Consider the following 12,563-nt stretch of genomic DNA (forward strand, 5'->3'; position numbering starts at 1 on the left):
ATAAGGGTGCTCTGCTTCCCGATTCGCAGGGCAGCCGAAATCAGTCAAAAATGTCCTTATACAAAACATTAATTAGTACTGCCGCCACAAGGGTAATTGCCAAGGAAAAGTTCTTATTTCAGCGACAGATGCGAAAATGTCGCAGTCCGCCAGTCTGAGGCACGGTTGGAGATCGCCGAAGATAGCAGATGCTGCGCTTAGGCCTGACCAAGGGTTCTCTGACGACTCGCAGAGATGTTGCAGTGCGCAAAGGATACTTTGAACCGCCGTCATGACCGTTTGGAGTTGATGTGCGACTTCCTGCGGGCGGGTGACGTGCTGACTGCGGGAGGCGCAGGCGTGGATTATGGTCCGGCTGATAAGCAGTAGACGGTCTAAGGCGCTCAATGGCAGCATCTTGCGGCAACGGGTACTAGCAGGCTTAAGGTGCCCAAACACAAAGAAAAGCTCCCCGAGAGCAAAGCCACCGGGGAGCAGCGAAGATGTTTATGGTCGGTCAGTTACCCATGACGATCACACCGGGAGTGATTTGATTTCGGGGGTTTAATTTCTGTCGGATGGTCGGGCAATGGGTGCCCTGTGGCCATGCAGCGTGTCCAGCCTTCGGATTGTGCTGCTCCCCGCCCCCAAGGCTCTCCAAGACGACATACGGCCACCGCTGCCAGATGAGGTCCATTGGCGGCAGCATGGTCTTTGTAGGGTCCTTGAGAGCGGCCAGGATCACCTTCCGCTCCTTCGCCGGGAACTCCTCTAGGACACGTCCGATACCCCTCAGCCGAACACGGTCAAAAAAATACTTTGGACCAATCTGGTCAAGGTACGGTTCAATCGTCGATGTTGAGACCATATCGATCTTTTCGAATGGGTTGGGGAGCAAGGTTACCCCGCTGCCCGGGCAACCCGGTTTAAGCTGCCGCTCGATGCGGAGGAACGGTCTCTGACCCTTAGTTTTTTTCGTGTAGCAAGACGACCGGTTAGCCTTAGGGTCTCCAAGGTAGGCGTTCTTGAGGATGCCCTTGCCATCCGTAAAGGCACCGAATGACTTTTGGCCTTTGCTCCTGATAACAACATCCTCAAGCGTCAATGTGGGGAGGTCCAAGGCCACGTCGATACGGGTGACCTTTCCCGAGGCCACAAAGTCCCGGAACGGGATATGCGTAATTTCCTCGACGATAGCCTGGACCTCATCGAGACCATCTTGGTCAAGTTTGGATGGGTTGAACTCGATCCGGTAATCCCGGATGCCGGAAAAACGTGGACCGACCTGAATAAACAGAGTGCCGGAGCCGCCGATCTGGAATGTCGCCTGGAGACGATAACGGTTACTGGACTTCAGTTTGACCCTATGAGGAGCACTGTCTGCGATAGCTATTAAACGACTACAGGCATCATTGATCTCGTCGGGACCAAAAGCATTAGCCAGTATCGATATCTTGTCGATTGATAATTTGAACGGACTCGTGGCGTTGGTGGTCATTGGATTTTCGATTCTGTTGCTATGAAATGGTTGCTGAAAGGGGCTTATAAGAGGGCCTGGCGAAAGGACGGGCGCTCACAACGCCGGTCCTTCCACGGGTGATTCTCAACGGGCTGGTCCGTTGTTAATCAGGTCCCAGATATCGGAGGCTCGCCAGACCGTGATCCCCGGCCCGAGTTTTTCTGGCTTCGGAAATCGGCCGGATTTTACGCCAGCCCACCACGTGGATTTTGCAACTGGTATAGGACCAGAGGGCGATAAGATCGACGAAAGGCGAACAAGCCCATGAGTTGGAAAGTCATTAATTTGCATTGAGGTCTCCATCGGTTGCTGATGGAGACGTTTTGACGGAAACTTTTCTGCTAATGGCCGATATCGGGTCGAAAGAACCGAATTCGGGTCGTGATCATTCCGGCAGATCGCCACCAAACTCAATGTACGCCTGCTTTAAATACTTTCTGATGGTATCGTCGCCGACCCTGAGATTTAGCTCTTCTAGCGTTTTCGCAATGTTGCTGACGGCAGACCCCTGCTTGTTAGGGTCAAACTTATATTTGGTGACCGCCACGCCAAGAAGCAGTTTTAAGAAGATATTCCGAAGTTTCGGGTTTTCTAGTTCGTCAGCCTTTTCGCTTATCGGAGTTGCGGCATCGCTCTTTTCCGGAAGAGTTTCACCACTGTTGGGAGGCTGAGCATCTCTAGAAGTTTTGAGGACGCCGTCCATTGCCTTACGACCGGCGTGCTCAAGTTCAATTTTTACTTCGGCGAGCCATGCAGCATAAAGGTACGGTCTAATCGGCGTTAGTAGGTCACCCGCCTCGATGGCTCGGTCTGCCAAATTCTTACGTTTCGTCCATTTAATCGAGAAATCATCAGGATTATGTCTATGCCGTTTAAGGTAATTAGACACCCTCACAGGGTTCAAGCCCCAAGACAGGGCAGTAGCTTCATCAACTGTCCAATAAGGACAGCGCCCCCAGAATTCCATGTCTGCCCCTCGCAACAAAGTATTCGGAGGTGCAATTCGTTTGAGTCTAGGTAAGGTCGGTGGCTTGTCCGAGGAGATCAGGGGTACGTTGGTAATCCGGGGCATTCCATTTTTTAACCGAACTTAGGGGTTAAATTGGGGGCTAACTTAACCGTCAAAAAGATAACCCAGCAAAATCAAGGGATTATAATATTTAGTGGCGGAGGGAGAGGAACCGGGGTCGAACCTTCTCCGCGTAGACCAGGGTGCGAGGCGGTAGACCAGCGTTTACAAGGACCGTCGCTAGTCGACCTGTTTGGCGGTTCCCATCTTGCACCACCTTTTGGAGGTACGGTTCTGATCTGGCGGCCCCGATCGGAGTGCGGCAGATGCCGCCTCGAGAGCGCGATGGCGGGCACACGCCTTCCGCGGAACGAAAAGTCAAGAGCGTGGTATGCCCAGCTAGGCCGCCCCCCGCTGCGGCCCATGATGGCCCTGCAAGCGACGTATGCAACGGGCCCAGCTCCCGCCGCTCCGCAGCTGACATTGAGCCGGTACGTCGTCCCGGCTGCCGGTTCCAGGATGAAGGCGCTTGTCATGAGCGCCTATGCTCCACGGCCGGCATTCGTATGCACTACTGTGGGGAGCAATTCGACAACGACGGTACGCTCTCCAGCGCCCTGCGATGGTCTGATGGCCGCCGTCCAGCATGAAATACGCTACTTCCCTTGCACGGGCGACTTCATTTCTTCCTCTGCACGACGAACGTGCGCTGCAATGCGGCCGGCGATCTCAACGGCGTGCGTTACGATCACAAAATGCGTGGCGCCATCGATCGTGGCCAGAGTGGCGTTGCTCGTGAGTTCACAAACCAACGCGTTCGCGCGCTGCACGGCTTGAGGACTTGCCCCACCCCGAACGACGAGAAGCGGAATCTTGATCCTGTCGAGCAAAGCCGCCGACATCGGGAAGCCATATGCATCGGCCCAATCGAGAATATTGACCGGCGTTGTTTCCACGGCATAGGCGCGCAAGCGCGGCGGCCATGAGGCAAAGGTGCCGGCTCCCCCGTAAAAGTCGATCATCGCGGCGATTGCTTCGACATTTCCGCCCGCGAAGTCGGCCAAATACGCGTCCGTCATCCGATTGAACGCGCAATAATGCTGGTGCTCTTTTCCCTCTCGCAAAACGCCGACAGCCGGCGCCTCGATAACCACGAGGCTTGCGAGAGATACCCGGTTGCGGAGCGCTACAGCCAGCGCGACGAGGCCACCAAAGGAATGGCCGACAAGATGAACGCGGCCGCCGGCCCGGCGGATAACCGATTCCATCGCTTCGGCGTTGCGTGAAATCGAGGGATCGCCTGGGTTGCGTCGTTCGCCAGTTCCACCATAACCTAGCAGACTCGTGGTGACGCTTCGAAACTCGTTGCCCCACGCGGCGATGACCGGCCGCCACGCCGCGCCGGTGCTGCATGATCCCGGCAACAGCACCACGGCCGGGCCAGATCCGCATTCATCGTAGTCGATGCAGCCCTGCGCTTCGTTTATCATTGCAAACGGTCCTTTACGCCGGTGTTTATCTATCGAACAGACTTGCGCCAGGGCAGCAGCATCGAAACACGGTCCTTATAGCGGTGATAGTCCTCGCCGAAGAGATCGACCAGATCACGTTCCTCCAGCAGGATGCCGACGAAGATGTAGGCCGTGGTCACAGCCGCGAACAGAAGATGCCCGATTGTCATCGTGGCGGTGGCCCAAAATGCGATTATGAAACCAAGGTAGATCGGGTGCCGCACGAACTCGTAGTAAAGCGGAGTGCGGAAGCGCGGCGTTGGCATCGGGTGGCCGGTCAGGTTATTTGCGACCTGATGCAGCCCGAACAATTCGAAGTGGTTGATCAAGAACGTGCTCGTCAATACGATCAGCCAGCCGATTAATGACAGGCCCAGGAGAGCCATGGCGATCACCGGATTGGTGATTTCCCAAACCACGGCAGGGATCGGATGCCACTGCCAGAATAGCAGGACAAGCGCGAGGCTGGCCAACAACACGTACGTGCTGCGCTCGACCGGCTTCGGCACGAATTGGGTCCACCACTGCTTGAATTGCCTGCGCGCCATGACGCTGTGCTGAATGGCGAAAACCGACATCAGGACAAGATCGACGATGATCGCCTCCGGCATCGGCCCGACCGCTCCAGAATCGATGGTCTTGGGTACCATCAGGCCTGATACGAAGCCGATGGCATAGAGGAATGTCACAAAGAATATGGCGTAGGATGCAAATCCGTAGACGAAGGCAAGAAATCTGCCGACTGGACTGCCCTTCGTTTCCTCGCCTATGGCCTGGATTTGGGTCATGATCTCTCTCCTCGGTCGGGATGCATCGGAAGTCACGAAGATGCAGGGACCTGAGATCAAAAGGCTTTGCCCGGAGCCCGATTTTTGCTTGAGATGAGCTTGATTATTTCTTGAGACGCGCTCGGGTCGGGAGCATCGCCATTGCAATTTATCTTTGCTAATCATAGGCTTGATACCGAACGGCGCGAGTTGCATCGGGGTTCGGAGCGCATCGCGGTCGAGCCGCAGGTGTTTGATCTGCTGATCTATCTCTTGCGGAACCGCGATCGTGTCGTCAGCAAGGATGATCTGTTCGCTTCGGTCTGGGGCGGGCGGGTGGTGTCGGAGTCGACGATCACCAGCCGGATCAACGCCGCGCGCAAGGCACTCGGCGATAGCGGCGAAGACCAGAAATTGATACGCACCGTTGCTCGCAAGGGCGTGCGTTTTGTCGGTATTGTCGATACCAGGTCAAACGGCGCCGAGCCGACTTACGCCGCAGCAACTCCGGATGAAATCCCCGAGCAGCCGCGCCCGGCGATGCCGCTGCCTGATCGGCCCGCCATCGCCGTGCTGCCTTTCGCCAACATGAGCGGTGATCCCGAGCAGGAGTATTTTTCCGACGGCATCAGTGAGGATATTATCACTGCGCTGTCGAAGTTGCGGTGGTTCTTCGTGATCGCGCGCAACTCGTCGTTTACCTACAAAGGCAAAGCCGTTCACATGAAGCAGGTCGCCGAGGAACTCGGCGTCGGCTACGTCGTCGAGGGCAGCGTCCGCAAGGGCGGCGACCGCGTGCGCATAACGGTGCAGCTCAACGATGTTGCAACCGGAAGTCATCTCTGGGCGGAAAAGTACGACCGCAACATTGCAGACGTTTTCGCGGTGCAGGATGAAATTACCGAGGCCATTGTCGCCGCGATCGAACCGCAACTCTATGCCGCGGAGAATTTTCATGCCCAGCGCAAACCGCCGGACAGCATGGATGCGTGGGATCTGGTGATGCGGGCATTGTCGCATTACTGGCGGGTGACGCGACAGGATAATGTTGTCGCTCAGGCGCTGCTCGAGAAGGCGATCACTATCGATCCGAACTACGGACAGGCGCTTGGCGTGCTCGCCACGAGCTATACTTTCAGCGCGCATATGGGCTGGGCGGACATGGCAACTATTGTGCCAATCGCCGAACGGGCGGCGCTGGCGTCGATCCAGGCCGACAGTGAGGACCCTTGGGCGCATCACGCTCTTGGCAGCGTGTCGTTGTTCAAGCGGCGCTTCGAAGATTCGCTGGCTGCGTTCGAGTCGGCGTTGAGTCTCAATCCAAATTTCTCGCTTGCCCAGGGTTATTACGGCCTGGCCCTGTCGTACTGCGGTCGCTGGCAGGAGGCCTGTGTGGCGGCGCAACGAGCGCTGCGATTGAGCCCTCGCGATCCCTTCTCGGCAATTTTTTGCGGTATCGCCGCCTACTCCAACTTCGTCGGGCGCAACTATGACGAAGCAATACGGCTCGCAAGCGAGGGCATCCGACAACGCGGCGACTTTGTTGGTGGTCATCGGGTATTGACTGCAGCTGCCGGCATGGCTGGCCGCGACGATTTGGCCAAAGCCGCATTGCTCGAGCTTGAACGGGCGCAGCCTAATATTTCGCTTGGCTGGCTCGCCAGCCATATGCCGATCCGATACGACGCTGATCGCGAACATTATTTGGATGGATTCCGTCGTGCGGGTTTAAAATAGTTGCGATTGGATGTTAATCGGCGTGAGGCTCGTTTCAGATTAAACTCGGAGTCAGACCGCCCGGATTCAGGGTCTGCTTTACCCCGCGAACGGACATCGCCAGACCGTCCACCAGGGTATCCTTACTCGCAACGGCATCTCATAGCGCCACATAGCTTGTAGCTCGCACCACTTTGGCACTTTAGGCTTGGTGCCTGTGAATAGGCACGCCATTTCACCCCCGATCGGCTTCCAAAGTTGACCCCACCTTTGCCGCTCGATGGCCCTGACACAGCGATGAAAATCAGCCGTGGCGTATCCCAGCATGAAATTCGAACTATGAAGCGTTCAGCTAAGGCCCGCGAGGTCGATCGGCATATCATTGCGGGCGTTTTTCAGACTGACGGTTGGACCGCACCAACTCGACGGCGTCGATATGTGGCGCCTTGTTGAACGCGGCCTTGTCCGCGAGATGACTGTGCTGTGGCGCCCACTTTCGGCCGCCGTGGCGGTCAAGAAAGCGTTGACGAAGGCCGCCTAAGCGAGCGAGGCCTCTGCAACTTGATCGCCCGACGTCATCCTTCCGCGAGGGGGTGCTTAGCGCCGGGCGCAGCAGGAGCGCTGCTCCTCGCGATCGCTGCGTAATCTTCCTGCCTAGAGGGTGTGCGCGATCCGCTGCTTTTTCCTTGTGCGCTCTGACTCGGTTAGCGCGCCAGAACATTTCGGCCCAGGCCGGACTGCTTAATGGGCGAGAATATGCCCGGTAGCGTGCGGCGCTGTGCGCGCTGACACCTGCCGCGAAAACGCGGGGTCCGTAGTAAGCCTTGTTTACATGCACGTCCTTAATGGGCGATTCGCCAATGAGATGTTATGGAATAAGTCGGCAGGCGAAACCTTGGTCACAACCTAGTCCCGTGACAGGCCAGACGCGTTGACATCCTCGATCGTCCGGATCGCCTTGCCCGCTGCTCCTAATTCCGATCCGGCGAAACCGAGTTGATAACTGTGGCGCGCTGCTGTTTCCACATTCCGTATGGTGCAAGAATGTAGCCGCCAATCGCCCAGCCAAACATCCACGAGAATGCAAGCCAATCCGGCAACTGAACGAGGGTTCGTGCTCCAGCCGGAACGAACATGCCACCACCCACAGCAACGCAAACCCCAACGCCTTCATCCAGCCATACTTCCGGAGATGGGCCAGGTAGGCTCGCAGATAGTCGCGAAATTTCCACGTTCTTCCACCTTAGCATGCTCGCAAACTGCCGTCACGAGCAACGAACTTTTGCCAATACAAGGGACGATGACGCTTTACCGGCGAAGCCCGCCTGGTCGGCCCCCCAACTCGCTTGCTCGGCGAGCTTTACGGGGCGTAGCAGTCCAGCCAGTTGACGTCCTGCGCCGGTCATTATCTCGCGCTTGCCGTGGGCAGCCCGCGGTGCCAAGACCGGCGGGCGTAGTAATGGGAACTCAAAGTACCCGAACGGAGTCGGCCGGCTTAAAATCTGACACCGCAAATCAGATAGTTCGAGGCGACGGCCAACCTGGACAGATTATGCCGCGTCACCCAGACGATCTATCGGGTGATACAGGAAGGCATTACCAACGTCTTGAAGCACGCTGGTGCCAGCGAGATGAAAGTGAAAGCAGCGCTGCACAACGGCTCGGTTGTTGTAGAAGTCTGGGATAACGGAATCGGCTGGTCGGCAGAACTCGTGTTCGGACGAGGCCTAACAGGCATGCGGGAGTGCTTGCAGGCGTTGGCGGGGAGCTTCGAACTGTCGCGGCGCGATGGCTGGACGTCGATCTGCTTCCGGCTTCCGGCTTCCGGCGTTTAAGCAGCCTAGATGTTCTCCGTTGGCACAATCGCGAGCCCGGCATCCGCCAGCGCCGAGCGCCGACCTGACGTCGCCGTTCATAGGGATATTCCGGCCGGACCTACCTTTACTGGCCTGGTCCTGAAGGTGGATGGCTTGCCCGACCTCGCCGTTAGCATCGATGATCATCTCCCAGGTCAGGGAGGCTACCTCCTTGGCTCTGAGGCCAGCCTTCAGAGACAAAAGGAAAATAGCTTGGTTTCGGATAGGGTATCGTGTCTTCATCAGGTAGCGAAAGATAGCTTCAGCCTGCCCGCGGCTAAGGGTCTTGGCCTGTTTCCCGAGTGACATTTGGGCTCCTGATTTTTTATCAGGTAGCTGGCAATAAACCGTCGCAAGAGTTCGTACATGGCTATTGTCGCATAGTATGAAGGTTGACCGCGACGATATCGGATCGGCTGGGACACGACCGACTGACGAATGATGCTTTACGCCGGCGAGTGAGGTGCCTCGAGACACATACCCTGCCTCTTACGTCGGAACTATCCTTGCCGTCTGATATTCCAGCCCACAAATTGAGATCGGTAGCTCTCCGTTGCCTCGAAGAAAATGGGCGGTCAAGTGCCCATTTTAAGACATTAGTCGGAAGATTACTGTAACTTTTTACTTCGTATGTGAGGCACCTGTGGTGGGCGATTGGTCGCCAAATCCCTTTTTCAATTGCGCGACCGCAAAGTCCTGTGCTTCAGCCGCCTTGGCAACTACGGCATCCATGCCAAAGAATTCGTGGGTTACACCGTTGTAGAGCTTGTGGGTGACTTCATTACCGGCGGCCTGCATCTTCTCCGCCAGCATATCGCCATCTGAACGCAACGGATCTAGTTCGGCATTGATGATTGTCACCGGTGGCAAGCCCTTAAGATCGGCAGAAACTAGATTCAGCCGAGGGTCCTGCCCCTCTTTGGCATTGTTCAGCACCTTGTCGAAGAACCAAGCCATCATCGGCGTGTTCAGTGGCTTAGCGTCGGCCTGCGCCTTCTTTGAGGGCGTATCCATCGTGGTGGTCGCCACCGGGTAGACCGAGACTACCGCGACAGGCGCGGTTAGCTTCTGGTCACGCGCCGCGATCGCAGTATCGATTGCCAAGTTGCCACCCGCGCTTTCGCCGACGATTGCGACCTTGTCAGGATTGCCTCCCCAGCTTTTGGCATTCTTCACGATATACTTGTAGGCTTCGATGGCCTCATCATGCGCGGCGGGAAATTTGTGCTCCGGCGCCATCGGATAATCGACAGATATCACGATAGCATTCGCCTTGCGGGCAATGGCAGCGGCCGAAGCATCATACGTATCGAGATCTGCGATCACCCAGCCGCCGCCGCGATAATAGACTACGACTGGCAGGTTCGAGTCCTTGGTGGCTTTTTCCGGTGTGTAGTAGCGGAGGCGCAGGTTACCCATGTCAGCGAAGTGGCTGTTGGAAACAGACAGACCCCTGTGTGGATCGACGTCTAGCTTCTCATCCTTGATCACCTTCTTCACCGCGTCGGTGGCTGAATACTGCTTCCGTGCCTCCGATGGGTCGAGGCCTTCGATCGGCTTTGGACCAAGGGCATGCAAAGCGGCCAAAACCTTGGCCATGTCAGGATCGGCCTTGGCGGCGGTATCGCCGACCGGCGCGGTTGTGGTGGATTTCTCGGTGGGTGACTGCGCATGGCTTAAGTTGGTCATCGCAATCATTGCAGAAGTGGCAAGCAGTGCAGCTTTAAATGGATTGAAAGTGGACATTTTATCTCCTGTGATTTGCGACTATGAACTTTTCGGCATCGACATTCCGTCTCAGTTTTGGATGTTAGGCTCGAAAGAATATGACGTACACGACCGTAAACGCCACGACCACTAAAGCGAGACTCCAGACGAGAACATTTCGCACGGTCGGGCCACGCTCAGCTCCCCTCGCCTCTATTGCAGTTTCAACGATGGGTTCGCCTTCATGCTTCGCCATCGTCTATCCTTTCACAATCACTACGAATGTTTAGGTGCTCAGCGCCGCTTGTTCGGTCCGCAACCTCCAACCGACGCGTTGGCTGCAGTTTCGCCTTTTCAGGATTTCGCCACAGTCGAAGTCTCAGAAGCAGCTTGTATATTGTGAGGCGGCGTCTCGACTGGCATATCCTCTTGCAGGCCCTTTCTGAAGGATTTCATCCCCTGTGCCACGTCGCCCATCACGCCGGAAATCTTGCCTTTCCCGAATAGAAGCACAACGACGCCGACGACGATCATCCAGTGCACGATGCTCATTGATCCCATCAGACCGTTCCTTCGCAGATAGAGGAAGGGTGGCAGGCTCGCGCCCGCCACCCTAGTTTCATCTCGGCCATCGCGGGGGACGACTTACGCGGCCTTGATGAACAGCTTGGCGATCGCGAGAACCTTGCCCTTGCTCAGGGGCTCGTCAAATGCGCCGGACAGAGACTCTGCAGAGAGACCGCCGAGATCCTTGATGTCGGCGCCGCCCTGCATGAAATCGGCTTCGCCATCGTAAACCGCCTGCGTCGCCTCGGGTAAGTCACCTCGGGAATTGCTGACGATCCAGGCTGGCTGTCCGCGGATGAGGCGTACCTGCGCCGCATGTCGCGCTTCGACCGAATGGATCTGCAGCGCGACCGTCAGGATCTCGTCGGAGCTCTTCAGGTTAGCAGCCTGCCCTTTGTAGGCCCGAACGCCGGTGTCTTCGAGCGCCTGGGAGACTGCCAGGAACGTCTTGTAGTTCGAGAACACGTCGCCGAACGCACCCTTTGCGGTGAAGTCGAAGGTCGGTTTCTTGACCGCATGGCTTCCCAGCGCGGCCTTCAGGACTTCGACGTGGGCGGCTTCGTGTTTGCCGATCGCTTCGAAGGTCGCCCGCGTTTCCGACGGGATCAGCTTATCGCTCGCAAGCGCCTTCCGGTAGAACTCGTCCTCGAGGTATTCGAGCGTCAAGGCGAAATTCAGAACCTCGGCGATCTTCCTGGGAAGCTGCGCGCCTTGTCCGAATGCAGCCGTCGATGCGGCCGCAATGACTAGGGGTGCAGTAGCCAGCACACCGAGCTTGAGCGCGGCAGTCTTGAACGAGCCGGACTGAGACACGCGGGCGGCGATTTCCGGATCGATGTCGGCGAGAATGGTGTTTTGATTTGTCATGTTTCTGCTCCTCAGCCGATATCGTCGGCAGTGATGGGGGTCTTCACGAACGGACCGGCGGTCGCGAGGACTTCGGCCGGCTTCTGTGCGCGGTCGAGACCCTTCGCATTGACGACGTCAGCATCGTCGAAGGCGTTGCTGCCGCCCGTGCTTGAGCCGACGGTGGTGCCAGAGCTGTTCGAGGCGCTGGTATTACCCTTCATGCCGATCAGGTAGCGGATTGCGGTCGCGTGACGAGCCTCGACGGAGACGATCTTGCCGGCGAGGAGCAGGTATTCGCCCTTCTCCAGCAGCTGGCCGGCGCCATTGTACGCGGCGACGCCGAGGTCCTCGAAGGTCCTGGCGGTGGTCAGCACGCTGTCGCGGCTGTTGAAGTCGATCTTGGTGAAGTCAACGTCCAGGGCCGGGATGGCATTCTTCTTAAGAGCGGCCTTGAAGAAGTCGCGATGGGCGATCTCATGGTCGCGGATGCCGGTCAGGATCGCGGTGTCCGCCGACGACATGTTGGCATACGGCGTCTTGGTGACCTGGGTGTAGAACGCCGCCTCGAGCTGTTCGAGCGCGTAGGCATAGTTCAGGATGCCGACATCGCCTTCGCCGAGATCCACTGCCTTCGCCATCGCGGCGCCGCCCGGGGTCTGGGCCAGGGCCTGCTCGATGCTGAAGCCCGGCAGCTTGCCGCTGAGCGCGACGGCGCCCAGAAGTGCCGTGCCCGACCAGGCGAGGAAACGTCGCCGGCCGAATCCTTCGGATGTCTTCTCGACAGGCGACGCCGCCTGCGAAAGATTTCGAGTGTCCGTCATTTGTTGCTCCATAAGCGTATGGGTGAATTTTGGGCGAGTTCAAGCTTCCGGCGGCAACGTGCTCGGCTTCGACGTCGAATGCTTTTGTTGGAGGAGAATGAAGCGAAGAAAGTTCGCTTGCCTAAAAACTCCGATCCCACAATGAAGAAACGGTGGTACCTATCGTTCCTAAATGTTAGTCTGGAAAACGACATATTTTTTGAAACTTATACCTAAACCGCTCCACTCGAACGTCCCGGTTCACGCTTTGGAAGATTTAATA

Annotated in this window: 11 protein-coding genes; 2 read left to right on the forward strand and 9 right to left on the reverse strand. The window is 57.0% G+C overall.

Translation table 11 applies throughout. The annotated features are described in order from the left end of the window. Positions 1-496 precede the first annotated feature (496 nt). The 4 genes from FNL56_RS27100 to mddA form a co-directional block, all read right to left on the reverse strand. Positions 497-1,477: a hypothetical protein gene (locus tag FNL56_RS27100; protein WP_143582498.1), complete on the reverse strand. Its 981-nt coding sequence runs from the start codon at positions 1,475-1,477 to the stop codon at positions 497-499. A gap of 406 nt (positions 1,478-1,883) precedes the next feature. After that, complete coding sequence (locus tag FNL56_RS27110) at positions 1,884-2,465, reverse strand: hypothetical protein (protein WP_143582500.1); 582 nt, start codon at positions 2,463-2,465, stop codon at positions 1,884-1,886. A 698-nt stretch (positions 2,466-3,163) separates the two neighbouring features. Further along, positions 3,164-3,997: an alpha/beta fold hydrolase gene (locus FNL56_RS27120; protein ID WP_143578482.1), complete on the reverse strand. Its 834-nt coding sequence runs from the start codon at positions 3,995-3,997 to the stop codon at positions 3,164-3,166. 29 nt (positions 3,998-4,026) lie between these two features. Then, entirely contained in the window at positions 4,027-4,806 is a 780-nt protein-coding gene (gene mddA, locus FNL56_RS27125) for a methanethiol S-methyltransferase (protein ID WP_143578483.1), read from the reverse strand. Positions 4,807-4,947: 141 nt separating this feature from the next. Between mddA and FNL56_RS27130 the strand changes: the two genes are divergently transcribed. Both FNL56_RS27130 and FNL56_RS27135 read left to right on the forward strand, forming a co-directional pair. Further along, the gene (locus tag FNL56_RS27130; protein WP_143578484.1) at positions 4,948-6,522 is read left to right on the forward strand and encodes a winged helix-turn-helix domain-containing protein; all 1,575 of its coding nucleotides are present in this window, start codon (positions 4,948-4,950) and stop codon (positions 6,520-6,522) included. Between the two features lie 1,550 nt (positions 6,523-8,072). Continuing rightward, positions 8,073-8,336, forward strand: coding sequence for an ATP-binding protein (locus FNL56_RS27135; RefSeq protein WP_368039362.1), 264 nt, complete (start codon positions 8,073-8,075; stop codon positions 8,334-8,336). Here the strand turns inward: FNL56_RS27135 and FNL56_RS27140 are convergent. The 5 genes from FNL56_RS27140 to FNL56_RS27160 all read right to left on the reverse strand — a co-directional run bounded on the left by FNL56_RS27140 (position 8,229) and on the right by FNL56_RS27160 (position 12,301). After that, positions 8,229-8,666 carry a tyrosine-type recombinase/integrase gene (locus tag FNL56_RS27140; RefSeq protein WP_143578485.1) on the reverse strand — a complete coding sequence of 146 codons (438 nt, stop codon included), beginning with the start codon at positions 8,664-8,666 and terminating at the stop codon, positions 8,229-8,231. The genes FNL56_RS27135 and FNL56_RS27140 overlap by 108 nt on opposite strands. A 312-nt stretch (positions 8,667-8,978) precedes the next feature. After that, the gene (locus FNL56_RS27145) at positions 8,979-10,103 is read right to left on the reverse strand and encodes an alpha/beta hydrolase (RefSeq protein ID WP_143582501.1); all 1,125 of its coding nucleotides are present in this window, start codon (positions 10,101-10,103) and stop codon (positions 8,979-8,981) included. A gap of 315 nt (positions 10,104-10,418) precedes the next feature. Continuing rightward, positions 10,419-10,625 (reverse strand): twin-arginine translocase TatA/TatE family subunit, encoded by a 207-nt coding sequence (locus FNL56_RS27150; protein WP_143578487.1) that lies wholly within the window; start codon positions 10,623-10,625, stop codon positions 10,419-10,421. Positions 10,626-10,709: 84 nt separating this feature from the next. Beyond that, positions 10,710-11,444, reverse strand: coding sequence for a ferritin-like domain-containing protein (locus FNL56_RS27155; RefSeq protein ID WP_210245447.1), 735 nt, complete (start codon positions 11,442-11,444; stop codon positions 10,710-10,712). A 65-nt stretch (positions 11,445-11,509) separates the two neighbouring features. Next, positions 11,510-12,301 (reverse strand): ferritin-like domain-containing protein, encoded by a 792-nt coding sequence (locus FNL56_RS27160; RefSeq protein WP_143582502.1) that lies wholly within the window; start codon positions 12,299-12,301, stop codon positions 11,510-11,512. Between the last annotated feature and the right edge of the window lie 262 nt (positions 12,302-12,563).

It is taken from the genome of Tardiphaga sp. vice304 (assembly GCF_007018905.1).
In the GTDB taxonomy this organism is placed as follows: domain Bacteria; phylum Pseudomonadota; class Alphaproteobacteria; order Rhizobiales; family Xanthobacteraceae; genus Tardiphaga.

Excerpts from the sequence above, each read along its gene's own strand:
- FNL56_RS27100 (WP_143582498.1), bottom strand. The coding sequence starts at position 1,477 with ATGACCACCAACGCCACGAGTCCGTTCAAATTATCAATCGACAAGATA.
- FNL56_RS27110 (WP_143582500.1), bottom strand. The coding sequence starts at position 2,465 with ATGGAATTCTGGGGGCGCTGTCCTTATTGGACAGTTGATGAAGCTACT.
- FNL56_RS27120 (WP_143578482.1), bottom strand. The coding sequence starts at position 3,997 with ATGATAAACGAAGCGCAGGGCTGCATCGACTACGATGAATGCGGATCT.
- mddA (WP_143578483.1), bottom strand. The coding sequence starts at position 4,806 with ATGACCCAAATCCAGGCCATAGGCGAGGAAACGAAGGGCAGTCCAGTC.
- FNL56_RS27140 (WP_143578485.1), bottom strand. The coding sequence starts at position 8,666 with ATGTCACTCGGGAAACAGGCCAAGACCCTTAGCCGCGGGCAGGCTGAA.
- FNL56_RS27145 (WP_143582501.1), bottom strand. The coding sequence starts at position 10,103 with ATGTCCACTTTCAATCCATTTAAAGCTGCACTGCTTGCCACTTCTGCA.
- FNL56_RS27150 (WP_143578487.1), bottom strand. The coding sequence starts at position 10,625 with ATGGGATCAATGAGCATCGTGCACTGGATGATCGTCGTCGGCGTCGTT.
- FNL56_RS27160 (WP_143582502.1), bottom strand. The coding sequence starts at position 12,301 with ATGACGGACACTCGAAATCTTTCGCAGGCGGCGTCGCCTGTCGAGAAG.